The following is a 24,722-nucleotide window of genomic DNA, read 5'->3' as shown; positions in this document are numbered from 1 at the left end:
TAGAGGTGAAAACCGTCAGTGCAGAACTGGCGTAATGTCCGATTGTCTACCCTTCTAGAAATAGCAACATGAACCCACAATCCTCCTCTGATCTTGTCCTGCCCGATTCGTCTGAAACGTTTGCTGCGCTTAAGACTCAATCAAAGCCACCTGTTTCCGATGCTGAAATGATGCAAGCCGTCAGGACTTTGCTGCTGGGATTGGGAGAAGATCCTGATCGAGAAGGCTTACGCGATACGCCGAAACGAGTTGTAAAAGCCTTGAAGTTCTTGACCCAAGGCTACAATCAATCGCTAGATGAATTGCTCAATGGTGCGGTCTTTCACGAGAATGCCAATGAGATGGTGTTAGTTCGTGACATCGATCTGTTTAGCTCTTGCGAACATCACATCTTACCGATTCTGGGACGCGCTCATGTTGCGTACATTCCCAATGGTAAAGTGATCGGACTGTCAAAAATCGCTCGAATTTGTGAAATGTATGCTCGACGTTTACAGGTTCAAGAGCGATTAACCAGCCAAATTGCAGATGCACTTCAGGGCTTGCTCAAGCCACAAGGCGTTGCAGTTGTCGTCGAAGCATCGCACATGTGTATGGTCATGAGAGGGGTACAAAAGCCTGGATCATGGACGGTTACCAGCGCAATGAAAGGTGTGTTTGCGGATGATGCGAAGACGCGGCAGGAATTTATGGATTTGATCCGCCATAGTCCAAAGTTTAACTAAATGCTTTGTCGAGCAATCCATATCCTTAAGCCGATTGGATTGCTCTTTCCTAATCATTTGAGTGTGCCTGCAATGCCAGAAGAATTGTCCATTCCAGAAACTCGCCTACCTGTAACCATCATTACAGGTTTTTTAGGAAGCGGAAAGACAACACTGCTCAATCAAATTCTGAAGAACTATCAGGATGTCAAAGTTGCAGTTTTAGTCAATGAGTTTGGCAGTATCAATATTGATAGTCAGCTACTTATCTCGATCGACGAAGATATGATCGAGCTTTCAAATGGCTGTATCTGCTGTACGATGAATGGCAATTTAGTAGATGCAGTTTACTCGATTTTAGAACGACGCGATCGCATTGACTATCTCATTGTCGAGACAACAGGACTCGCTGATCCGTTACCGATCGCACTAACTTTTTTAAGCACAGAACTTCGCGATTTTACCCGCCTCGATTCGATCTTAACGCTGGTTGATGCTGCAACCTTTACACCTGACCACTATGAGAGTGCAATCGCGCTACAGCAAATCTGTTATGGAGATATCATCATTCTCAACAAAATGGATCTCGTTTCAGAAGATCAAGCAAACGAGCTAGAAGACTTTATCCGAGATGTCAAAGAGAAAGCGCGAGTTCTAAGAACTCAACAAGGGTATCTGCCGCTGTCACTCATTTTAGATGTGAATCTATCCCAAAACAGCTTTTATCAAGGAATCCAATCGGCTCCAGAGAATTTAGAACAATCAAGGCAATTGCGATCGATTGAAGGATTCACGGCGGTTGCTTTCGAGAGCGATCGACCCTTTTCAGTCAAAAAGTTCCAGGAATTTCTCGATTATCAACTTCCTGAAAATGTATTTCGCGCCAAAGGCATTCTCTGGTTTTCCGAGAGTCCAGCCCGTCATATTTTTCAACTGAGTGGAAAGCGATTTCACCTTGAAGACAGCGATTGGGATGGCAAGCCTAGAAATGAAATGGTTCTAATCGGGCGTAAACTCGATGCTTTATTTCTGACGCAAACCCTGAATAATTGCCTCACCCGATGACAACGATCGATCAAAATTACCTGTGGATAGAACGCCTCAAATTTAACGAAGCAGGGTTAGTTCCAGCCATTGCTCAAGACTATCAAGATAGCTCTGTACTCATGATGGCGTGGATGAGCCGTGAATCGATCCAGCGAACGCTAGAGACAGGAGAAGCACACTACTGGAGCCGTTCTCGCGCTGAACTGTGGCATAAGGGTGCAACTTCAGGACATATTCAGAAAGTCAAAGCATTGTACTACGATTGCGATGCGGATGCTCTTCTGCTCCAAGTTGAGCAAGTGGGAAATGTTGCCTGTCACACAGGGGTAAAAAGCTGCTTTTTTAACCCTGTTCGACTTCGCGTTTAAGGCTGTTGAATCACTAAACTTTTACCCCGCTGCCTAGTCTTTGGGGCAACGCTAAATAGGCGCAAATACTGGCGTGGATATTGATGTAGAAGCTGCTCTAAAGTCGCGATCGCATCGCCTTCATGACGAGTCCTAATCAAACCACAATTTGACCAGGAATTTGCTCGAAAGCGTCTATTATCCGCCTGCTCAATTCCAATCTCTAATCCTTGAGCTAATTGATCTTGAACCCAAGCCAATGTTGCAGAATTCAAAGTTGCAGAATTTAAAGTTGTCGATCGTAGCTTTTGAGCACCATTTTCTGGTTCAGACTGTCCATCCACTTCATTCTGAATTGCAGCAATGCAAGCATTATCTTCAGCACAGAGATAACCTTGACGCAGCTTTTGATTGATACTCACCACATGACGTGCAAATGTTGAATCTGTATCCTGAACAGTTGGTAGGCGATCCGCTTGTTGCTGATGCGTGATGATAGAACCAGAAGCAATGTATCTCCCGGCTGGAATTTGAACATTCTCGATCAGCGCATGAGACATTACAATGCAGCCATTGCCCACACGAGCATTAAACACTGTAGAGCGGAAGCCAATAAAGCAATCTTTTCCCACATAAGCAGGCCCATGAATCAACGCCATGTGAGTAATCGAAGCATTCTCACCAATCCACACTGAGTAAGATTCACCATCTTCTCCCGTGATCCGCCCCTGTTCCAAACCGTGAATCACCGCGCCATCTTGAATATTCACATTTGAGCCAATGTAAAACGGCATCCCTTCATCTGCCCGAATCGAGACTCCAGGCGCGATATGAACCTGTGTGCCAATTCTCACGTCTCCAATCACGTTTGTTAATGGATGGATATAGACACTCGGATCAAGGGTTGGCTCAATTAGAGTTTGTGCCCAAGGTGTGGGTGGAGCGGGAATCGAATGAATGTCCATGTTAATATGAGAACGATTATCATTATGAAGTGTACCTGAAAGTTGCTGCTGTTCACGATCGAACTTTATCTGCCATGAGTCTTACCCTCTACAACACCCTGACGCGCCGCAAAGAACCCTTCACGCCACTCAATCGGGATCAGGTGACAATGTACTGCTGCGGAGTGACGGTATACGATGACTGCCACTTAGGTCATGCTCGTTCTTACATTGGCTGGGATGTGGTGCGGCGATATTTACAGTGGCGAGGCTATTCTGTGCGCTATGTTCAGAACTTTACGGATATCGACGATAAGATTCTGAACCGCGCGAAAGCGGAGAAGCTTGCAATGAAAGACGTAGCAGATCGCTATATTGCTGCCTATTTTCGAGACATTCGACCGTTAAACATTCTCGATGCAGATGAGTATCCTCGTGTTACCGACCATATTCCAGAGATTCATCAACTGATTCAAGCATTAGAAGCCAAAGGATATGTTTACGCGATCGAGGGTGATGTCTATTATGACGTGCGGCAGTTTGCAGACTACGGCAAACTGTCTGGACGATCGCTCAACCAAATGCAAGCAGGCGCAAGTAGACGAGTTGACCCTAACGATCCGGAGCGAAAAAAGCGTTATCCGGCGGACTTCGCTCTGTGGAAAGCAGCAAAATCTGATGAATCTGCTTGGGATTCTCCTTGGGGAAAAGGACGACCTGGATGGCATATTGAATGCTCTGCGATGATTCGGGCGCGGTTAGGAGGCACGATCGATATTCATGGTGGTGGTGGCGATTTAATTTTTCCGCACCACGAGAATGAAATTGCTCAATCGGAAGCTCTAACTGACCAGCCATTAGCTCGGTACTGGCTGCATAACGGCATGGTGACAGTAAACGGCGAGAAAATGTCGAAGTCGCTTGGCAATTTCACCACGATTCGAGATTTACTAGACGGCAAATGGTTGGAGTATCCGCGTCCAATTGATCCGATGGCGATTCGATTGTTTGTGCTACAAGCGCATTATCGTAAGCCGCTCGATTTTACGCCAAACGCGATCGAGGCTGCCGAGAAGGGTTGGCAAACACTCAAAGAAGCATTATCTCTCGATCTTCAGTTGCTTAATCTATCCCCTCAGATTCTCAGTCAGCCTGATTCAGCATCAGTAGAGCAATTTCAAACAGCATTGGACGATGATCTCAACACAGCAACAGCCCTAGCGATGCTGTTTGAGTTGGCAAAGTTACTGAAGCGAGAGTTCTACTTGCGTTACTACTGTGAATCGCATAAACTATCCGACATTCAATTGGTTCAGCGATCTCAAGCCTTAATTCAACTGGCTCAAGTATTAGGTCTGGAAATTCAACAATCTCCAGCTAAATTCGCGATTGATGCAGATTGGATTGAAGCACGCCTTCAGCAGCGGCAACAAGCGCGTCAGGCTAGACAGTATGCAGAGAGCGATCGTATTCGGGATGAATTGCAATCAATGGGAATTACTATAATCGATCAACCTGGCGGACTGACTCGCTGGCATCAAACTTGATCTGGCTGCATCGTAGAGTCAGAGGATGCTTTAAAAGACAATCGAGGGGATAAAAAAGCTCTCCGGCGATAAGCTGTAAATACACAAAAAACACAGCAGCAAGAGAGCCATCGCGAACTTGGTTGAAGAGTGGGGAGTGGGGAGCTAATTGATTGAGAATGCTATAACTTCTTGAATTGTGATTGAACTAACTGACCTTGGTTGCAGTGCCCTTGTACAAATATGCGGCAACTTTCGGGGCATTTTCTAAATACAATTCTTGTACTCTAACTTGCTCAAACTGATGTTCAACTAACTCTCGAATATTCCGATTGAAGTGACATCCTCCTGCAATTTTCTTCTGAATCGGTGTGAGTCGATTTTGCCAAACTTGCACATTCGGTTCACAACTCAAGCCATGTTCAACAAAAAAGAATTTTCCTCCTGGCTTCAGGACTCGATATATCTCTGCAAGCGCTTGAGCTACATTAGGAATGCTACAGAGCGTAAAAGTACTCACGACACTATCAAAAGAACAATCCGCCATTGGCAAGTTTTCACCACTGAGAACATGGTGTTCTACGGTAATGGGAGAAGCTGCAATCCGTTTTTGAGCGATCGTATGCACGCCAGAATTTGAGTCAACTGTTACGATTTTACGAACACTCTCGGGATAGTGAGGCAAGTTCAAACCCGTTCCAAATCCAATTTCTAAGATGTCTCCTGTCACACCTGCCAAAATTGCTCGGCGATGCTTTTCTATCGCAGATGCAGAGCAAGATAAATCGATGAGATAAGGCAGAATTCGTTGTTCATAAAAACTCATATAGCCGTCCTAAATTAGTTGAGGAGTGGGGAGTGGGGGAACTTACTAGCTCTCTACTCCCTACTCTTTTTTTAGCATTTACAACTCAATCAGGATTACTACAGTGATGTTACATGCTCGATCGACGAATCAATCAAGGCACATAAACGGGCATCGGCTCAATCCCTAACTCGGCTCGCCATTCTGCAACAGGTTTCTCCCAATGATCTTCCCATTTCTGTGCCAATAGTGGTTTCGCCTTTGCACCCATGCGATAGCCTGATGCGACTCGATCGAGCAATCGATCCAACTGTTCTGGTTGATTGAGCAATGTACTCACAAAAGCTGCCGCGATTAAAATTCCAGCGAGTGGACGACGAGTTTGTGCCAATTCAAACGCTTTTAACCCAATTTCGCCAGCTACATCCACACTCATCCCGGTGACCACATGCCAGATGTCATGGGTCTGCCGCAGTCGAAACAATAAGCAAGACGCATCATCCACAACGTCCATTTTGCGGTAGAATCCTGGATCAAATCCCGAGGATGAAATGTACTGTGCAAACGCATAGCCTAAAGAGTTTGGCGGATACGTCATCAGCTTGACTAACTCTGGCTCAGATGGCGAGTAACGCTCTTTAGCAAAAGCTGCAATTTCAGGGCGACTCAGCATGTAATTTAAAGAGGCTGCCATCGTTTGAGGATGCGATCGCAAGAGCGAATCCTCAATGTCATAAATCGAGTCTGTCTGTGTTGGATCGCGCAACACATTCACAACCGACTTTAAGGTATTTAAGTAATTTAAGTTTAAACGGCGTAATTCTTTGAAATGCATAACGCTCCTGATCAAAGGTCATGCCCACCATAATCGATGGCTTCTCAAACGTCCTCGATTATTTAGCTTTCTTTTTACCTTTTTTCGCTTTCTCATCCAATGCCCCTTCGATTTTGGCATTGAATCCATACACCTGCCGCGAGCCAACTAAAGGCACGAGCGTCACTTCGCGATCGTCTCCCGGTTCAAATCGTACGGCTGTCCCTGCCGGAATATCTAACCGCATTCCACGGGCGCGATCGCGATCAAATTCCAAAGCTGCATTCACTTCAAAAAAGTGAAAATGAGAGCCAACTTGAATCGGTCGATCACCTTGATTTGCAACCTGTATTGTGACCGTTTCGCGTCCTGCATTCAGTTCGATCTCGCCTTCTTCAATCAACATTTCACCGGGAATCATCGCTTGCTCCTATCGAATCGGATGATGAACTGTAACTAATTTTGTACCATCTGGAAAAGTTGCTTCGACTTGCACTTCATGAATCATCTCTGCCACACCTTCCATCACCTCATCTTGGGTGAGAAGCGTTGTGCCATAGTTCATCAATTCGGCAACCGTTTGTCCATCTCTTGCGCCTTCCAAAATTGCCGCAGAAATCAACGCCACTGCTTCAGGATAGTTCAATTTCAAGCCTCTCGCCTTACGACGCTCGGCAACCAAAGCAGCCGTGAAAATCAAAAGCTTATCTTTTTCTTGCGGTGTGAGTTGCATCGTTTCTTTCTGTCAATTAAGCCAAACAAAGACAGTTTATCAATCGAATTGCTTTGACCAAATTCTGTAATCTTGTCTAAAGGAAGTTCAGCGCATTTCCAGCTGCCAAACTCTGGGAATACAGGCTGGACGCTGAAAATAAGACACCCGAATCAACTGCCAAACCGCCAGAAACCATCGGCGGGCTTCGCTGCTGGAATGTCCTCGATATCGGCACAGTAGCCCGATCGATAATCGCGTCACCCCGATCTCACCGGATGATCCCGCCCAGAGTTCTCTCGCTTTCTCGACTAATTCTGGTGTGACCACTTGCCCGACCCAAGCAAAACTTCCCACCACAGGACAACCCGCTAAGCCATGCGGACTCGCAAAATTTTCTTCGCTGCCAGGCATCCATTGACGATCGATCCAAATCGGCTTGCCCGCTTGCCAAACTTCAGTTCGCGATCGCCAATTGCCTTCAACAAATTTCTCACCCCGAGCACTGCGCCCAAATCGGGTAATCTCCCAGCCGAGCCAGTTTGCTCCCTGAGCTAAATTGATCTGCATCGTTTGCCGATAGATCGCTTGGTTAAATACGATCGAGTCAAGCGGCAACCATTCTAAGCACGCGCCTTCGGCAACATCAACCCGAATGACCTGATGAGCCTCGCGCCCATTGGTGCGGTAAATCTTACTGGCTGCCGGAGTTGTGATCAGTGCTTGACTACCTGATGCAAGGTGGAAGTCAAAGGTTAAACGATCTCCCCCGACGATGCCGCCTGCTGTGTGCATAATCACGCTATGACAAACCTCGTCGCCTTCTGGATAAAAAGGGCGCTGCACTTTTAGGGGAGCTTGCCCCTGGTTCCGAATCAGTTGAGTTTTCCCCTGGCGATATTCAAATCCCAATTGCAGGATGCCATGCCAATCGGTCGGGTTTAAATCAGGTTCAACGAGACGAGGATAATTCACGGAATAGAGCAGCTATTAAGGAGTTCATCCTTAGCTTTTCGTAAAATCGCCTCTTGTCTACAAATTCACCGAGTATTTTTACATTTGCCCCAAGAGTATGCGGTTTGGCACAGATGAATCTCTATCTCTTTTCAGATTCGATCGTTAGTGTAAAAATAAGCTGTCAACTTGTTACAAAAGGTAAAGTGAGGAGAAAAGCTTGTGCAATGGAATGTCTCTCAGTTAGCGCTACTGGCTCTCGGATCAAGTGCGATGATCGCAACGGTCGCTCAAGCCAATCCAACCAGTAACTTCACGGTCGTCGTGGGTGGCGTGCAAAATCAGCAGGGTAGAGTCTGTGTCAGCCTATTTGCCAATAGTCAGGGATTTCCGGATCGAGGAGATCGAGCTGTGCGAGCGCAATGTGTTGGGGTTGGAAAAGGACAGACTGCTGTGACCTTCCAGAATTTGCCGTTAGGAAATTATGGGGTCGCAGTGTTTCACGATCGCAATAGTAACGGAAAGCTCGATCGCAATTTTCTCGGCATTCCCAAAGAAGGATTTGGCTTCTCACGCAATCCAACGATTCGCACAGGTGCGCCGAAGTTTAGTGAAGTTGCTGTTTTTGTCGCAGGCACAAACAATACGGCGCAGGTGCAATTGCAGTATTTGCTAGGCGGCTAACCTTTAGAAGCGATGGATTGAGCAGGCATCTGTGTCAGCGTTAGCTTTTTGGTTTGCCGGAAGTGTTTGGGCAAGAAGTAACGCCAGTTGCCTGCTTTGGTTAAATAGCGTAGGACAACTCCCATGCATTGAACTCGTTCTGCCGGAGTCAGGTCTGCCTGAAAAACCGCTTGCATAAATCCGACTGAACCACGTTCCCAGATCGAACGTTTCCGATTGCCGCTGTGCCATTGTTGCCGCTCTTTTGCTGATTGCATACACGTCGATTGCTTGAGATGAAACCGCCGAAAGAACAGCATTTCGGGAACGTGAACGAGCCGACCTTGTAGGCTCAGTTCTGCCAAGATGACGCGATCGCTGCCATAATTACTGCGCCGTAAATTCAGTTTTTTCAGCGCGCTCGAACGGATCAGACCAAAGATTTCATAAGACCAGAATGTTTTTAATACGATCGCCTCAAACCGTTCAGCCACTTCCCATGCATCGATCGGGCGAGGACTATCCGCTTTCGGAGGTTGCTCGTTGCCTGCCCAATCGATGCGTCCTGCTTCAGAAGTGCAGAGAACGACTGAGAGGTCACGGTCTAGAACTTCGATGCAGCGTTCTAAAAAGGTGGGTTTACAGAGGTCATCATGTGCTGCCCATTTGAAGTATTTGCCGCGAGAGAGTTGAAAGACGCGATCGAAGTTTTCTGCGGCTCCAATGTTGTGATCGTTACGGTAGTAGCGAATTCGAGCATCTTTTGCCGCGTAGGTTTGGCAAATTTCTGCGGTGCGATCGCTCGAAGCGTTATCGCAGAGAACGATCTCAAAATTAGTATAAGTTTGTGCTAAGAGAGACTCTAAAGCTGCTTCTAAATAGTCTTCACCATTAAAAACAGGCAGCCCGATCGAAACGGTGGGTAGATTACTGTCCATATTGCTGGATTGTCAAAGAATTAAGTCTTAAATGCTGAGGCGATCGGTCAACGATACGGTGCTGACTCTATTGGAGGGTTGACTTAATTCTCTCGATTTTCCAAGCAATTTAGGTGAATTTACAGAGAACTTTGTGTAAACTCTGCTTGAATTATAGAAGCAAGCTAAATTAATGCACCCCCACAAGAACTTCCCGAGCCGGCAGTGCAACCAAAACAATGCCGATCTGTGATTACAGTCCGGTTTCTTAACCGGGCTAGATCAAACGATCGAATATGATTCGTCTCGCACTTGAGATCGAGCATCTGATTAAAATCGCAATCATAGAGATACCCGTCCCAGGAGATTGAGAGCGTGTTGCGACACATTAACCCATCGACGGTAGCTGGATTAAATGAATTGACCAATAACTCCATGTAGCCTTGAAGATTACCAGATGATTCTAACCATTCCAGAAATCGAGAAATCGGCATGTTGTTGAGTGTAATTAAGCGATCGAAGCTGACACCCTGATATTTCTTCAATCCAGCTTTCCATTCTTGTTCCAGTTTTGTTTGTCCACTGGCGAGAAAAGCTCCAACCGGATTGCTCATTAAAGTCAGTTGGCGATTTGGATCACCTGTTCCATATCCGACTGCATTTAATCGTTTCAGTGCCTCGATCGATTTTTCAAATGTGCCATCACCGCGTTGTGCATCGGTATTGCGTTGCCGATAGTGCGGCAGAGAACAGACGATTTCGACTCCTCGTTCTGCGAACCATTCGGGTAAGTCTTGCAGCGTTGGGAGCAGGAGAACAGTGAGATTACAGCGATCGATCACATGTTTTCCACGGGCGACACATTGATCAACGAGATAGCGAAAGTTTGGATTCAGTTCAGGTGCGCCACCTGTGAGATCAACAGTGTGAGCAGAGGTTTGATCTAACGCCTGTAAGCAAAGATCGATCGTTTCGCGAGTCATGATCTCTTTGCGATCGGGACTGGCATCGACATGGCAATGGCGACAAGTCATATTACAGAGCTTGCCAACATTGATTTGAAAGATTTCTAGCTCGCTTGGGTGGAGCGATGCTCCTAATCGTTCTGCAAAGTTCGCATTGTTCAGAGGCAGGCTGTTTAAAAGCGTTTGCTGATACTTGGTGGAGGTAAGCGGCGATTGACGGTTCAGTAACGAAGACATAACTCAAGTAGATGGGCGTAATTCAACATTAGTTCGGCACATTCTTTCGCTTCGTTGCTCACCCGCCCCGGAATGAATTCGGGGCTAACGGTGCGAAGTCCGCTCTGGGACTAACAGCCAATGAAAACGGCTTCTTCAGTGGGTTTCAACCCACTTCGCACGGTTAGCCCAAACTTCTAGTTCAGGGCGAGACGCAAACGAGAGCGACGATCTTCCAATTCATTTCACCTCCCGGCTTACATTGCGAGTTTGTTCACTTGATCCAACATTTGCAAACCGTGGATTAATGAAGCTCCGCCTCGAATTGCAGTCGCAACATGAACTGCTTCGGTCATTTGTTCTAGGTCTGCGCCTTGCTGTAAGCATTCTTTGGTGTAGGCATCAATGCAGTAGGGACATTGAACCGTGTGAGCAACTGCGATCGCGATTAACGCTTTTTCCCGCTTCGACAATGCACCTTCTTCAAAAACTGAATTGTAGTAGGCAAAAAACTTTTCTGCGAGTTCTGGATTGCCTTCGCCAATTTTGCCAAAATTTGGTAAGTGTTCAGGATTGTAATAGGTCTGCATTGCAACTCTCGGAAACGGATGAGCTAGGTGATAGACAACTTTTCTGTGCCAAGCGTAGGTTTTCACCCCTCGAACTTGGAGTTGCACATCACGTTGAGTGTTCTCATCATAATCAGAATAATCAGAGATTTGCAGGTTTGCATGTTATTGCATTCGATCGATGGTTCGATATTGTATCGCTTCTGCAACATGCTGGGTTTGTAGCTGCTCATCGCCTGCTAAATCTGCGATCGTTCTTGCCACTTTGAGAATGCGATCGCTGGCGCGAACAGATAGGCCTAAGCGTCGAATTGCATTTTCAAGCAGCGATCGCGTTGTCTCATCTAAACTGCACCACTGACGAAGATGCGCGCTTTGCATTTCAGCATTGCAGCGTAGAGAAGTGCCTTTGAAACGAACAGAAGCGCGATCGCGAGCCTGCTGAACTCTAGCGCGAACTGTTGCGGAATCTTCTCCAGTCGGTTGTTGGGTAATTTCTTCTGGCTTGAGACGGTTGACCCCGACTTGTAAATCAATTCTGTCCATCAATGGGCCGGATAACCTTGCCCAATATTGCTCTCTCGCTCTGGGCGAACAAGTACAAGCTTGCACCGTATCTGCATAAAATCCACAAGGACAAGGATTCGTGCTCGCAACTAATGTAAACTGAGCCGGAAATGACACAGATTGACGAGTCCGAGAAATCGTGACATTGCCATCTTCAAGTGGCTGTCGTAGAAACTCTAAAACGTCTCGTCGAAATTCTGTCAATTCGTCCAAGAAGAGAATGCCTCTATGAGCTAATGAAATTTCGCCCGGACGAGGAAAGCTCCCCCCACCGACTAAAGCTGTCCCTGAAGCTGAATGATGCGGACTCCGAAACGGTCGAACTCCGATTAAGGCTCCTTTATCTTTCAGCAAGCCTGCAACAGAGTGAATTTGTGTGACTTCTAAAGCTTCTTGAAATTGCAAAGGCGGCATAATTCCAGGAAGTCTACGAGCCAGCATGGTTTTGCCACTGCCAGGCGGTCCGACAAAAATTAAGTTATGTCCGCCCGCAGCAGCAATTTCTAAGGCACGACGAGCATGAGCTTGCCCTTTGACATCGCCGAGATCTGGAGCCGAGATCTGCCCCTGTGTCAGTTCCAATTCGCCGTCGATGCAAGCTGGAATATAGCCGTTTGGATCATTGAGGAATGCGCCAACTTCAGAGAGATGCTTGAAACCATATACATTCAAATTTTGAACGACCGCAGCTTCGCGAACGTTATCCGCCGGAATAATCAAGTTCTTAATTCCAAGCTGTTGAGCCGCAGCTGCGATCGCCAAAACTCCTGCGACGGGTCTCAGACTTCCATCTAAAAGTACTTCTCCTAAGAACAATGAATCTTCGAGCAAGTCAAGCTTAATCTGTTGAGTCGCGGCTAAGATTCCAATGCTGATGGGAAGATCAAAACTAGGACCTTCTTTCCTGAGGTCGGCGGGCGATAAGTTGATGACGATGCGACGCATGGGGAAGGTAAATCCGGCGTTTTTGAGAGCGGTTCTCACGCGTTCTTTTGATTCTTGCACCGCCGCGTCCGGAAGACCGACGACTACAATTGCAGGCAATCCTCCAGCTACATCAACTTCGACTCCAACCTTGACTGCATCAATGCCAATCAGTGATGCACTCCAAACTCTTGACAGCATGAACTTTTCCCGCAACTGTTGATCTTCAACATGCCCAAATGCCGAAGAGGATAACGGGGAAAGAAGGGTTAAGGCAGTAATGAGGTCGGTAAGCCGATCGCTTCAATCAAATTCGTCCAAGCCTGCTTCACCATCGGATGATGAGGCTGTTGTTGGTGGAGCATTGCCCATTCTGAGAAAGCGTCGTACCAGAAGCCCTTTCTTGCATACAGTTCGATGCGCTCAATGGGCAGAAGCCGGGAAATATCCTCAGACAGAGTGCGATGTTGAATCCAGCCCCCGATGATTTGATCTTCAGTGCGATCGTCGATATTACAAATCACCGCGACTGTCCAATAGTAGTTTTTTCCTTGAACAAGCTTAGGCGCATCGCTCGGGAATGCTACACGAATTAAACCGGATTGATTGTGAATCGAGAGCGTCGTTTGATAAAGTCCGCGCTTTTTTTCATCGAAGAGGCTAAACTCAAGCGCGTGCGCTTCGTTGCGAGGAATATAAACGAAAAGCGTTGGCTGATCTGAACGAGTCAATCCGATTGTTTTACTAGGATTCAGGACCATCAGCCTTTGAGAGACTTTCGGGATGGATTTGAGGCAGGTTTGGGTTGGACGAGTTCCACCGCTTGTGGTTGCAGTAGGGGCAGGCGAACCTTCGGGTGGCTCGATTTGGGCGCGGAGTGGAGCTGCTAGTGAAATCAACAGACTTGCTAGTGGAATCGACAGATTTATAGCCAGAAAAAAAGTAGACTTGTTCATTGCATTCAATGCCGGGAGCTTATAGCAGACAATCTTTTTTACTACAGTTTTTTACTTGGTCGAGAAGGTACTAGACATTCATTACCGAATCTTTATATCCATCTTCCTACTAAAACAAAAGATGCCCAGTAGTAAGGATGACGAAACTCCGCTCTCTGTAGGAGTTTCAGTTGGGCTTGACGAACAGCTTCTGCTTTAGAGGGCTTCTCAGTGCTGAGGAAAGATTTATAGAATTCAATCATAAACGATGTCGTTGATGTATCGTTTACTGTCCATAAGCTTGCAAGGGTGCTGCTAGCGCCAGAACGAACTGCGACACCCGCAAGACCGATCGCAGAACGACGATCACCTTGAGCCGTTTGGCAGGCACTTAAAATGAGTAAATCAATAGATGTGGATTGTTCTAGCTCGCGATTGTTCAAGATAGTTCTCAGTTCTTCTAAGTTAATGCGACCATCCCAAGTTAAGAGAAAAGTATCGTCTGGATTGGAGCTAAATTGCCCATGAGTGGCAAGATGTACGATCGAGAAAGGAGAGTCTTCTGTGGTTGTCTTAAACGATCGAGTAGTAAAGGTTTCATTGAGTAGAACCTTTGAGGGTAGCATTGAGCGAATTTGCTCAACTTCTTGCTGAACGCCTGGCAGTGGATCTTCATCTTGCACAGGTTTGCTTAATCCTGCGATTAAAGCTTGCGTATTTTTCGGTTCTGGACTTGCAAAAAGCTGCAAACTTGGGGTCACTGCAATTCGATAGTCTTCGATGAGATAGCGTTGTCCGTTATGCAGGGCTGCCATCGGAATATTGCGGAGCGAGCCATCAAGTACAAACGCGATCGTTTTAATTTGAGCCTTCTCTAAGTCCGCCTGCGTAGGTTGAATGAGCCACGAATATAAGGTTTGAGCCAGTGGAAGCCGCTCTTGATCAAAAGATGTCGGACGCAGAGATTGCCGCATTTTGAAGATAATATCTTCGATTTCGGATTGCGATCGCATGGTGGCAAAGTGCTTCAGAGGTTGATTCGGGAGCGAAATAATAACTTCTAGTCGATTCGGAAGAATGATTGGATAGATGACGGCAGCCGTTGAATCAATCGATTCGATCGGCTGTGTTGAGGCATTTAAGCAAGCCTCTCGGAAGAAATTGTTAAGTTCTGCTAATTGTAAGGATTCAATGGCTTGACGAGCTTTTCTCAGGTTCTCGGGAGGCGTTTGCTCGACGAGAAGCAGATCGACGAATTCGCGGTAGACGGGTTCGATTTGTTCGCGAAATGAGAATTGAATCGATTGATCAATGGCGGCAATGTCTCGACGTAGAGTTTTGAGCGAATCGATTGCATCTGCATAAGCAATCTCAGCAGGTTGGACTTTGCCCTGTGCTTTGAGAATTCTGCCGAGTTGCCACTGCCATTGGTACGCAATTTCTGGAATGTTTAACTGTTTTGCTAATCTTAAAGCTTGCTCAGTCAGTTGAGCGGCTTCTGACCATTGTTTCGATTGTTCATATAAGTGTGCTAAAGTTCCGAGCGCATAAGATTCAACTCGTTTGTTTTTAAGCTGTCTGGCATCTTGAATGGTCGCAGCTAGTAGCTGTGCTGAATTCAGTGTTTCTGATGCGATCGAGGCAAGCTCAATCTTTTCATAGAGGGTTTGCTGAGTGGCAGGGAGAGCTGTAAGTTGAGTTTGCAATGTTTTGATGATAGTTGCGGCTTCAGTTGCGCGATCGAGCTTTTGGAGAACTCTAACTTGTTGAAGTTGTGCTGCATGTTGTAAGTCACCTTCGTAAGTAGTAGCTTGCTGCAGTAAGTTCAGTGCAGGTTCAAATTGTTGTTGTGCGATCGCAGTATTGCCCAATTGTAAAAGCGCTGCTTGAATGTCAGAATTTGCCTGAACCTTCTGAGCAATCTCTAAACTTTTCTTTAAAGCTTGTTGAGAGCCTGCAAAGTCTCCGATCAGTCGTAGATTCTTGCCAAATGTTAGAAATTGATTGGCTTTTAGGGTGGAATCAGGTTGCTGAGTGGACATTAAGCGTTCTAAAAGCTGTTGAGCACGACGGTAGAATCCTAAAGCTTCAAGTGCTTTAGCCTGATTGAGTTGAGAACCGAGAATTCCGGTCTGATCTTTGCGATCGCGATAAGCTTGTTCCGCTTTTTGCCAGCTTTCCAAGGCGAGTTCAGGTTGTCCCTGCTCAAATTGTTGTCGTCCTGTTTCATTCAAAGATTGAGCTGTCGCGAGTTGTGCGAATCCTGGATATTGCAACATCAGTGCTAGAAAACAACTCAGGCACAGAATTAAAACATACTGTTTTTTCACTTCGATTCTCCTGCCGAGCAGTCTATCGTTGTTTGAGGATAAGGAGCAGCAGCAACCAGTGCGATCGTGCCATCGGATTGTCGAATCCATTGAGTTGCTTCGACGATCGCAGATTGTTCGCTCCCATGTTCAATAGCCTTGCCATCTCGTTCATCTCGCCAGATGGGAGTCGATTGCACAACTTCACTGATCGAAGGCTCTAATCCTCCTCGTTCTGTCATTACAAACTGACTGGTTTTGGCAAATCTTGCACAAGTTTGAGCAATCCGGGCAGAATTCTCCATCACGGTAACAGGGAGTTCAGCCGTCACGTTTGGCTCAGTTCCAAAAGTCGTTAAGGTGACTGTTCCATCAAGACCCTTGATCTCAGAACTTGCCGTAATCTCACTTTTTGAGGTCAGCGATCGACTTTGCTGGAAGCCAAAGATTCCTTGAGCTGTAATGTTGATTGCTCCGCCTTGCCGTTTAGCATTTGCAGTGATGTCGCTATTTTCTTTGGGAATCGCTGCCAAAACACCTGTCTTGATATCGATGTTGCCGCCATCCGAATTGTCTGCCCTAGTTGTAATTTGGCTACCATTTCTCAGCAGAATCAACTGAGATCGCAGATCAATATTGCCTTTTCCTCCAGAATTCGTGGTCGCAGTAATTCCGGCATTCTCTAATCGAATGACATTCGCATTCACCTGAATCGTTCCGGCATTGCCACTGCCAATACTGTCAACATTAATTCGTCCGTTATTCTGAATCGATAGTTGTGAAGTGGAGAGTCTCACATCTCCTGCTGCGCCCGTTGCCGTCGGCAATTGGGAGATAGTGAGAAAAGATGACTTGCCGGAGTACGTCCCAATTCCAAAGGAATCACTCGGTTGCCCAACAATATTGATGGAATCTAAAGCATTGACCGTAATTGTGCCGCCTTGTCCCGATGCAAATGTAGAAGCCACGACGAAACTCTGACCCAGGCTCACGAAGCGCCGAGTATTGAGATGAATATTGCCTGCGTTCGCACTGCCAAATGTATTAGTCGCGATTAGACTGGCAGAGTCTCGGTTTAATCCAATGCCGTCTAGCCGAATCTCTTCGGAAGCATTGAGGGTAAGATTTCCGCTCGTTCCAGAACTGACAAAAATGCGATCGACCACGGCTGATCCACTTGAAGTTGAAATCGTGCCACCGTTTTCAATCTGAATGCGTCGAGCATTGATCTCTAAATTTCCGGCATTGCCCTTGTCAGAAATTGTCGTGGTGGCAATGTACGATGGCAAAAAACCATCTCTGACTCCCCCATTAACGATTACGTCATCCGTTGCATGAATCGTAATCCTTCCACTATCTCCGTCACCCAGCGTAATTGCGGTAATAACCCCGGTACGATTTAAGCGCAAACTGCCTGTCTGAATTGAGAGATCTCCGGCTTTGCCGCGATCGATTGCCGTTGTGCCAATTCCAGAGCTAGTCACATCAATGCTCTCAGCCACCCGCATTGTTAAATCTCCGCCTGCGCCTGCTCCCTGAGTCGGATTGCCAAGCACTGCCCCATTTTCTAATCTGACCTGTCGCGCTTCCAGAGTGAGATTGCCTGCGTTTCCCTGACCAAAGGTTCCCGCTAAGATCGCACTTTCTAAGTTGTTCGGTTGCACAGTGCGATCGAAAGGAACCTTGAGATAGTTCCGATCAAAAGCTTCATAGCCTGCTCCGGTGAGTGTGATAGTATCTTTCGCCTGCACTGTAATATCTCCTCCAGTACCAGTGCCGACCGTAAAGGCTCGAACTACAGCCCGATCTTGAAGTCTAAATTGATGGGCTTGAATCTCAATGTCTCGACCGTCGATCGCGCCAACCGTATCCGAGAAAATTCTCGCTTGATCGCGTACGATTACATCCCCGCCCCGAATCTGAACGGCTCCTCCTCGCAATCCACCTACATTCACTGCGGATGTTCCTGACAGTTCAATCTTGCCAAGTGACATGAGACTACTTTCTCCCAGGCTCAAATCGGGTGCGATGCAAACCGTCCCAGGAGCGATCGCGCTCATCAGAAAAATATTGCCGCCAAGGCTGGTGTAGCTCCCCTGATCGAACCGAATGTCTCCGCCTGCGAATCCAAGCATTCGCAAGGGTGGAAGAGCTAGCCTGGCTTGATTGATAATGCTCCCTGGACGAGTGCCAAACTGTAAGCCGATGGGCGTACTCATCCTGAGTAAAGGTGGAGCTTGCGGAGTTCTCGCACTAAATTCGCCGCCATTGGAGAATGTCCAACTGTCAGCCGTACTGGCAATGAATGACCCATTGATATCGAGTCGAGCATCTTGCCCGAAGGTGATGCCATTCGGATTGAGAAAGAAAAGATTCGCCTGACCTTGAATTGAAAGTAAGCCGTTAATTTGCGATCGTTCAGTTCCCGTCACGCGAGTCACAATGTTCTGAATTCCGGCATTGGGTAAAAATTGAGCGACTCCCCCTGTCGGAATTGAAAACGTTTGAAAACTGTGAAAAAGCGTTGCTCCTGAAGCAGTCCCGCCTGTGATGGTCTCTTGATTGACGATCGAAGACTGGGGCAGTGTCGCATCTGGAATAATTTGAGCCTGTAACTTTTGAGCCGTTGCAAGCCCGTAAGTCAATACGCCACATAAGACGAGAGAACACGGTATCTTTTTCATGGAGCCGAATCAGCACGAGCAGGAATCAAACAGGGATTCAGAATTGGGCGATTTGCCGATTCTGAGACTAACATAATCTCTCCATCGGCTCGCTTCACCCATCCGGATGCTTCTGTAATTTCAGGGGCAGATTCTTGAAGTATTTTGTGCGATCGCTCACCTCGGACGTCTATCCATACTGGAGTTGATTGCACCGCTTCATTCACATTGGGTTCTAAGCCACTTCGCTGTGTGACGACAAACTGACTGGTGGTTGCGACCTTTGCACAAGTTGGAGCAATTTGAGTCGAACGATCGACCATGCCATTCGGCAAATTACTTCTAATCGTAGGTTCCTGTGCAAAAGTTGTGAGCTTGACTGTGCCATCTAGCCCAAGTCCAGAACTCGCATTGACATCACTGAAATCAGAGGCACTTCCTAGCTGAAAACCAAAAATGCCTTGAGTCTTGATATTGATATTGCCGCCCCGACCTGCCTGTGCGTCTGCTGTAATGTCACTATTTTCTAATGGAATTGCCAACAGAATTTTGGTTTGAAGATCAATGTTGCCACCATCCGAATCTCCTGCATCGGTTTGAATCTTGCTGCCGTTTCTCAGCACAATATTTTGTGCCTGAATTCCGATATTGCCTTTGCTGCCTGCGCGAGTTGTGGCGCTGATTCGACTGTTGTTGAGTTCGATCGTATCTGCCTGCACATCAATTGATCCAGTTGCCCCTTTTCCAAAACTTGAGACACTAATTTGTCCAAGATTGCTCAGTGAGAGTTTGGACGTGCGAAGTCTAATATTTCCAGCCGAATTGGTGTTCGTGAACGGCTCACCTCCTTCAGCATTCGTATTAATTCCAATCACACGATTGAGATTTCCCACAATTTGGATGGATTCAGAGGCATTAATCGTAATGTTTCCGCCTTTGCCGAAAGTCAAACTCGAAGCCTCGATCAAGCTTTGATCGAAAATCAGGAGCCGACGAGTGTTGATATAAATGTCTCCTGCTTGGGCTGTCCCAAATGTCAGCGTCGAGATTGAACTATTCGGACTTTGAGGTAGACCGACTCCTGATAAGCGAATTTCATCCGATGCATTGAGAATGACGTTCCCCCCTTTTCCAGAACTGACCAAAACGCTGCCTCCGAGATTCACGCCACTTTCGCTGACGATCGAGGCTCCATTCTCAATGTGGATTTGCCGAGCATTGATCGTTAAGTTGCCTGCGTTCCCTGTTCCTGCCAGAGTAGACGTGACAATATTGGATGCGACGACCCCTTGAGGAAATGCGCCACTGACCTTGACTGTATCGGCAGTAATCGTTAGATTTCCGCTATTTCCTGACCCGATCGTCCCGGACGTAATAATTCCCGTGTTACTTACGTTCAAGCGTCTGGTTTGAATCTGGACATCTCCAGATTTTCCATCTCCACTGGCGAGCGTTCCAAGTGAAGAACTGATGACCTCGATCGTATCTGCTCCTCGAACTGATAAATTTCCTCCTGCGCCTGATGCTTGTGTGAGATCGACGATTGCAGATCCTTCTTTCAGGCTGAGTTGTGGAGTTGAGATCGTCAGATTGCCCCCTCGCGCAGATCCGGCGGTTCCTGTCAAAATTGCACTCTCTACAGTACGCGGATCGAGATTGCCAAACAGGTAATTTCCTAAAAGGTTCTGCTCAAAAGCTGGATAGCCCATGCCAGTAAGTGCGATCGCATCTTTGGCTCGAATCGATAAATTCCCCCCACTTCCAGAGCCAACCGTAAAGGCTCGAACGAAAGCACGATCTTGCAGGCTAAATTGATTGGACTGAATCTCAATGTCTCGACCGTCGATCGCACCGATCGTATCCGAGAAAATCGTAGCTTGGTCGCGCAATGTTACTTGATTACCTCGAATCTGAACCGCTCCACCCCCTAAACCGCTGGCATCGATCGCACTCGCTCCTGATAGCTCAATATTGCCAAACTGTTCGATGTTCGTTTCTCCAAGCCCCGTTGTCAGCAGTTGCAGCGTGCCTGATTGCATCGCACTGACTAAGAAAATCGTGCCACTCGGACTGTTTAAGCTCGCATTGTCGAGCCGAATCTCTCCGCCTGCGAATCCGAGTATTTTTCCAGGAGGAAGCGAGAGGTTAGCTTGATGGACAATGTTTCCTGGACGAGCGCCAAACTGTAAGCCGATAGGCGTGCTAATCGTGAGAAGTGGGGGAGCCTGAGGGTTTCTGGCACTGTATTCGCTGCCATTGGAGAAAGTCCAGCTATCGGCGGTACTGGCAATCAGAGAGCCATTGATTGCCAAGCGAGCATTCTGCCCGAAGGTGATGCCATTGGGATTGAGAAAGAAGAGATTAGCGGTGCCATTGACTGAGAGCGTGCCATCAATGAGCGATCGCTGATTGCCTGTGACGCGCAAAATAATGTTTTGAACTTGAGCATCGGGGAGAAACTGAGCTTGGCTATCTGTTGGAATTGAGAACTCTTTAAAGCTGTGAAAGAGGGCTGTTCCAGAGCGTGTTCCACCTTGAATCGTATTGTTGTTCACGATCGAAGGTTGAGACAGTGTTGCATCAGGAACAATCTGAGCGAGTAATGTTTGAGAGCCTGAAAGTAAGGGTAGAAATGAACAGAATGAGACTGGAAAGCCGAGTATCTTTTTCATGAGCCATGAGCAGCACGAGATGGCAAGAGACAGGATGCTAGAATCTGACGATGAGTAGATTCAGAAACTAACATGATCTCTCCATCGGCTCGCTTCACCCATCCGGTTGCTTCTATCATTTCTGGCATAGATTTTTGTAAGCTAAGTGAGTGAGTGCTCGCTCTTTCATCCATCCAAATCGGAGTTGATTGCACAACTTCACTCACAGGCGGTTCTAATCCTCCTCTGGCTGTAATCACAAACTGACCTGTTTTAGCTAAGCGAGTGCAGGTCTGGGAGATCTGATCTGAAGAGATAATCTGAGTCCCTGGAAGATCAGTGCTTACGTTGGGTTCTGTGCCAAATGTCGTCAGTGTTACGGTTCCATCCAACCCAATTCTTGAGCTAGCAGTAATATCGCTGTTAAAGGTCAGAGATCGACTCTGCTGCAAGCCAAAGATGCCTTGAGCCGCAATGTTGATATTCCCACCACGACCGCCTTGCGCAGTTGCAGTAATGTTACTATCTTCGGTTGGCACTGCGAGTAAAAGTCCAGTATTAATGGTGATATTGCCGCCATTAGAGAGATTTGCATCGGTTTGAATGTTACTTCCGCGACGTAAGAGAATGAGTTGCGATCGCAGATTCACGTTTCCTCCTCCCGCAGTCCCAGTTCTGGCATCGATACTTGAGCCATTATTGACGAAGATCCGATCGGCATTAATATTCAGATTGCCAGCTTTGCCAGAACCAATATTTTCTACGGTGACAGTTGCACCATCTCGAATCGATAGTTCTCGCACGTTGAGATTTAAATCCCCAGCATCGGAAGTTGCTTTGGGATTGATGATTGAAGAAAAAGAAAGTTTGCCAGTAGACGCTTGAATTCGACTGGGTAAATCTCCTTTGCGTCCTGACACTTCGATCCGGGTGGCATTAATGGTCAAAGTACCTGCTTGACCAAATCCCAGTGACCCTACCGAAATGTTCGCTCCATCTCGGACTCGCAAAATAGGAGTTTGAATAAAAAGGTTGCCGCTCTGACTACTTGTGCCAGTATCAGTTGAAAGGTAGCTAGAAGTTTGAGTGCCATTTGCTAAGACTTCAGAAATCCCAGATACATCAATTAATTCGGTTGCTGAAATCTCCAAATCTCCAGCTTTTCCACCGGTTGGTGAGATTAAAACTGTACCCGATGCTCCACCGGAACCAGCGCTAATTCCTGCTCCGTCAGAAACTAAGAGCCTGCCCGTCTTAATGCTGATATTGCCTGCTTGTGCTTGATTATCTCCAAAAGCATTTGATCCGATCGCAGTCTGAATCACGCTGCCTTTTGGAGTGTCTGCTAGGGTAATTGTATCTTTCACATTCAGATCAATCTTGCCAGAATTACCTCGACCAAATGTACTCGTCGTAATCGCTGCACCTTCTCGAACGGTTAAGAGATCGGCTTGAATATTAATATTGCCTGCTGCTCCTGTACTGCCTCGAAATGCTGAGGTTACGACTGATCCACTTGCAATACTGACATCTTTTGCCTGTAAATTGACTGCTCCAACTTGTCCGGCTTGTAGCGTGGTTCCACCAATTCCAATGCCATTCTCAAACTGAATTTGATTTGCAGCAATTGAAATATTTCCTGCTTGACCTTGACCAAAAGTACTGTTTGTAATGGCGATTGTTGGACTATTCAGATCTAGCACTCCAGTCTGAATGAGACTCGCTACGTCTCTTTGATAAAGTGCAGAATCAATTCCTCGTAGTCTAAAAGACTCAGTTGCAGAAATATCAATATTGCCACCTTTTCCCGATCCAGTTGTGATAGCTGCGATTTGTGCGCCATCTTGGAGTCGGAACTGATTGGATCGGATCGAAATTCCTTGCCCATTTTGATCGCCAACCGTAAGAGAGACAATTCGAGCATTACTCAGGACGACGTTGCCTGCATCAATTTCAATGCGTCCCCCACCCAGCCCACTGGCATCAAGTTGTGCTTGATGCGAAATTTCAAGATTTCCCAGTCGTAAGTTACTCGGTTCAGACAAACTCACGTATTCGGGACGGTCTACAGTCTTTAGCGAAATTTTTCCAGAATTTGCGATGAGACTCCCCCCATTCACCAGCACATCTCCACCCAGTAAAGCTAAAGTTTGCCCTGGTGGCACGAGCAATTGCGAACCCGTTTGCTCAATGCTAGCTGGACGAGTCCCAAACTGTAAGCCAATGGGAGCACTAATCGTGAGGAGTGGAGCTTGAGGCGATTTTGCACTAAATTCACTGCCATCTGAAAATTTCACGCTCTGTGCAGTACTGGCAAAGAATGAACCATTGATGCCAAGTTGAGCATTTTGACCGAAAGTAATGCCATTCGGATTGATTAAGAAAAAGTTGGCTCTCCCGTTAACTGCGAGGATGCCATCAATCAGCGATCGCTGATTGCCTGTGACGCGAGTAATGATGTTGCGAATGTCTGGATCTGGAACGAAGAGAATTGATCCCTTGACAGAAAAATCTTGAAAGCTGTGAAAAAGGTTTGTGCCTGATTTCGTTCCGCCTGTGACTAAGGTATCTGTGACGAGCGAATTTTGCGGCAAGGTACGATCGGGAATAACCTGTGCAAAAGATCGCTGTGCTGTTGAAGCAAAGGCTAACGGATACAAGCCACCTAGCGCAATGACGAGACAAGATCTAGGGGATGCGGAACTTAAACAGGTCAGAAACTCGGATATGAAAAGCATCGGACAGATAAAGGCGACATTTATCACGATCGCACACTAACGAGTTTTTTGCTCGATTAGCGTTGCGATCGTCACCCGTATCTTAGAACGATTTAATCAGGAAAATTAAGGACACTCTAGCGATTCGCGAGTACTGATTCCCGTTTTTGAATTCACACCACTGGCAGTCTTACAAAGTTCGACCACTTGCGGACGATCGAGCACTGCAAAGCTAAAATCTGCGCCCGTGATCTTCGCACCCTTCAATACCGAACCAATCATCATGGCAGAAGTCAGAACAGTATCTGTGAGATCTACACCAGACAGGTCTGTAATGTAAGCAATGCCATCGCTAAAATCTGCTCCACTCCAGTTTGAATTTCTCAAATCTGAACCGCTAAATACCGCACCCCTGAGATCAGCGTTGCTAAAATTACTATTCGGCAATCGCACCGCAGCAAACTCAGCCCGAATTAAATTTTGTCCCGAATAGTCCTTTGTTGTTGCTGCAACATCATCGATCGCGCGAGTTGCATTAGAACTCGCAGCATGAGCCATTCCAGGCATTCCAATCATCACGAGGACGGCAAGACACAGTCCAAAAAACACGCGCAGAGTTTGCATACGATCGCTCAATATCCCAACAGCTTTACATTTCGTAATTCTATCAGGCATTCTCCTCCTTAAGGTTTTCTCTGATTAACTCTGATGGCAGATGGGTAAATTCGAGGCAAATTGATACCTTCTACTCATGGGCTAAAAACTTTTAAGAG

General features: G+C 46.8%; 21 protein-coding genes. 5 read left to right on the top strand and 16 right to left on the bottom strand.

Annotated features, from left to right (window positions below):
• Positions 1-68: 68 nt before the first annotated feature.
• The 3 genes from folE (at position 69) to hisI (ending at position 2,119) form a co-directional block, all read left to right on the top strand.
• Positions 69-725 carry a GTP cyclohydrolase I FolE gene (folE, locus tag LEPBO_RS0122850; RefSeq protein WP_017289912.1) on the top strand — a complete coding sequence of 219 codons (657 nt, stop codon included), beginning with the start codon at positions 69-71 and terminating at the stop codon, positions 723-725.
• Positions 726-797: 72 nt separating this feature from the next.
• A complete protein-coding gene (locus LEPBO_RS0122845) occupies positions 798-1,769 on the top strand; it encodes a CobW family GTP-binding protein (protein ID WP_036046440.1) in 972 nt (323 codons plus the stop codon).
• Positions 1,766-2,119 (top strand): phosphoribosyl-AMP cyclohydrolase, encoded by a 354-nt coding sequence (gene hisI / locus LEPBO_RS0122840; protein ID WP_017289910.1) that lies wholly within the window; start codon positions 1,766-1,768, stop codon positions 2,117-2,119. Before LEPBO_RS0122845 ends, hisI begins: the two co-directional genes overlap by 4 nt.
• Here hisI and LEPBO_RS0122835 read toward each other — a convergent pair.
• Positions 2,116-3,063 carry a ribulose bisphosphate carboxylase small subunit gene (locus LEPBO_RS0122835; protein WP_017289909.1) on the bottom strand — a complete coding sequence of 316 codons (948 nt, stop codon included), beginning with the start codon at positions 3,061-3,063 and terminating at the stop codon, positions 2,116-2,118. The genes hisI and LEPBO_RS0122835 overlap by 4 nt on opposite strands.
• A gap of 74 nt (positions 3,064-3,137) precedes the next feature.
• Here LEPBO_RS0122835 and cysS point away from each other — a divergent pair, with 74 nt between their 5' ends.
• Complete coding sequence (gene cysS, locus LEPBO_RS0122830; RefSeq protein WP_026148851.1) at positions 3,138-4,589, top strand: cysteine--tRNA ligase; 1,452 nt, start codon at positions 3,138-3,140, stop codon at positions 4,587-4,589.
• Positions 4,590-4,776: 187 nt separating this feature from the next.
• On the opposite strand, the gene LEPBO_RS0122825 is transcribed toward cysS, so the two are convergent.
• The 5 genes from LEPBO_RS0122825 to LEPBO_RS0122805 all read right to left on the bottom strand — a co-directional run bounded on the left by LEPBO_RS0122825 (position 4,777) and on the right by LEPBO_RS0122805 (position 7,874).
• Positions 4,777-5,394, bottom strand: a complete 618-nt coding sequence (locus LEPBO_RS0122825) for a class I SAM-dependent methyltransferase (protein ID WP_017289907.1) — start codon at positions 5,392-5,394, stop codon at positions 4,777-4,779.
• Between the two features lie 133 nt (positions 5,395-5,527).
• Complete coding sequence (locus LEPBO_RS0122820; protein WP_017289906.1) at positions 5,528-6,208, bottom strand: Coq4 family protein; 681 nt, start codon at positions 6,206-6,208, stop codon at positions 5,528-5,530.
• 58 nt (positions 6,209-6,266) lie between these two features.
• A complete protein-coding gene (locus tag LEPBO_RS0122815) occupies positions 6,267-6,608 on the bottom strand; it encodes an urease subunit beta (protein WP_017289905.1) in 342 nt (113 codons plus the stop codon).
• Positions 6,609-6,617: 9 nt separating this feature from the next.
• Complete coding sequence (gene ureA / locus LEPBO_RS0122810; protein ID WP_017289904.1) at positions 6,618-6,920, bottom strand: urease subunit gamma; 303 nt, start codon at positions 6,918-6,920, stop codon at positions 6,618-6,620.
• Positions 6,921-7,007: 87 nt separating this feature from the next.
• Positions 7,008-7,874, bottom strand: coding sequence for an urease accessory protein UreD (locus LEPBO_RS0122805; protein ID WP_017289903.1), 867 nt, complete (start codon positions 7,872-7,874; stop codon positions 7,008-7,010).
• Between the two features lie 201 nt (positions 7,875-8,075).
• Here LEPBO_RS0122805 and LEPBO_RS0122800 point away from each other — a divergent pair, with 201 nt between their 5' ends.
• Positions 8,076-8,537, top strand: coding sequence for a DUF2141 domain-containing protein (locus LEPBO_RS0122800; RefSeq protein ID WP_017289902.1), 462 nt, complete (start codon positions 8,076-8,078; stop codon positions 8,535-8,537).
• On the opposite strand, the gene LEPBO_RS37985 is transcribed toward LEPBO_RS0122800, so the two are convergent.
• The 10 genes from LEPBO_RS37985 to LEPBO_RS0122750 all read right to left on the bottom strand — a co-directional run bounded on the left by LEPBO_RS37985 (position 8,534) and on the right by LEPBO_RS0122750 (position 24,624).
• Complete coding sequence (locus tag LEPBO_RS37985; protein ID WP_017289901.1) at positions 8,534-9,454, bottom strand: glycosyltransferase family 2 protein; 921 nt, start codon at positions 9,452-9,454, stop codon at positions 8,534-8,536. The two genes, LEPBO_RS0122800 and LEPBO_RS37985, sit on opposite strands and share 4 nt — an antisense overlap.
• A 164-nt stretch (positions 9,455-9,618) precedes the next feature.
• A complete protein-coding gene (arsS, locus tag LEPBO_RS0122790) occupies positions 9,619-10,635 on the bottom strand; it encodes an arsenosugar biosynthesis radical SAM (seleno)protein ArsS (protein ID WP_017289900.1) in 1,017 nt (338 codons plus the stop codon).
• Between the two features lie 236 nt (positions 10,636-10,871).
• The gene (locus tag LEPBO_RS0122785; RefSeq protein ID WP_017289899.1) at positions 10,872-11,291 is read right to left on the bottom strand and encodes an arsenosugar biosynthesis-associated peroxidase-like protein; all 420 of its coding nucleotides are present in this window, start codon (positions 11,289-11,291) and stop codon (positions 10,872-10,874) included.
• Between the two features lie 57 nt (positions 11,292-11,348).
• Positions 11,349-12,875 carry a YifB family Mg chelatase-like AAA ATPase gene (locus LEPBO_RS0122780; RefSeq protein ID WP_017289898.1) on the bottom strand — a complete coding sequence of 509 codons (1,527 nt, stop codon included), beginning with the start codon at positions 12,873-12,875 and terminating at the stop codon, positions 11,349-11,351.
• A gap of 68 nt (positions 12,876-12,943) precedes the next feature.
• On the bottom strand, positions 12,944-13,630 hold the full coding sequence (locus LEPBO_RS0122775; RefSeq protein WP_017289897.1) for a DUF928 domain-containing protein: 687 nt from the start codon (positions 13,628-13,630) through the stop codon (positions 12,944-12,946).
• Between the two features lie 92 nt (positions 13,631-13,722).
• Positions 13,723-15,939, bottom strand: coding sequence for a CHAT domain-containing protein (locus LEPBO_RS0122770; RefSeq protein WP_017289896.1), 2,217 nt, complete (start codon positions 15,937-15,939; stop codon positions 13,723-13,725).
• Positions 15,936-18,602: a two-partner secretion domain-containing protein gene (locus LEPBO_RS0122765; RefSeq protein WP_017289895.1), complete on the bottom strand. Its 2,667-nt coding sequence runs from the start codon at positions 18,600-18,602 to the stop codon at positions 15,936-15,938. Before LEPBO_RS0122765 ends, LEPBO_RS0122770 begins: the two co-directional genes overlap by 4 nt.
• Positions 18,599-21,253 (bottom strand): two-partner secretion domain-containing protein, encoded by a 2,655-nt coding sequence (locus tag LEPBO_RS0122760; protein ID WP_017289894.1) that lies wholly within the window; start codon positions 21,251-21,253, stop codon positions 18,599-18,601. Before LEPBO_RS0122760 ends, LEPBO_RS0122765 begins: the two co-directional genes overlap by 4 nt.
• Positions 21,250-23,970, bottom strand: coding sequence for a two-partner secretion domain-containing protein (locus LEPBO_RS37980; protein WP_051077814.1), 2,721 nt, complete (start codon positions 23,968-23,970; stop codon positions 21,250-21,252). The genes LEPBO_RS0122760 and LEPBO_RS37980 overlap by 4 nt, the downstream gene beginning before the upstream one ends.
• Before the next feature lie 105 nt (positions 23,971-24,075).
• Entirely contained in the window at positions 24,076-24,624 is a 549-nt protein-coding gene (locus LEPBO_RS0122750; protein ID WP_225885682.1) for a pentapeptide repeat-containing protein, read from the bottom strand.
• Between the last annotated feature and the right edge of the window lie 98 nt (positions 24,625-24,722).

Origin of the sequence: Leptolyngbya boryana PCC 6306 (genome assembly GCF_000353285.1) — a bacterium.
GTDB classification, from domain to species: domain Bacteria; phylum Cyanobacteriota; class Cyanobacteriia; order Leptolyngbyales; family Leptolyngbyaceae; genus Leptolyngbya; species Leptolyngbya boryana.
The sequence above is the reverse complement of the archived record's forward strand: the minus strand, read 5'-3'. Positions and strand labels throughout refer to the sequence as shown.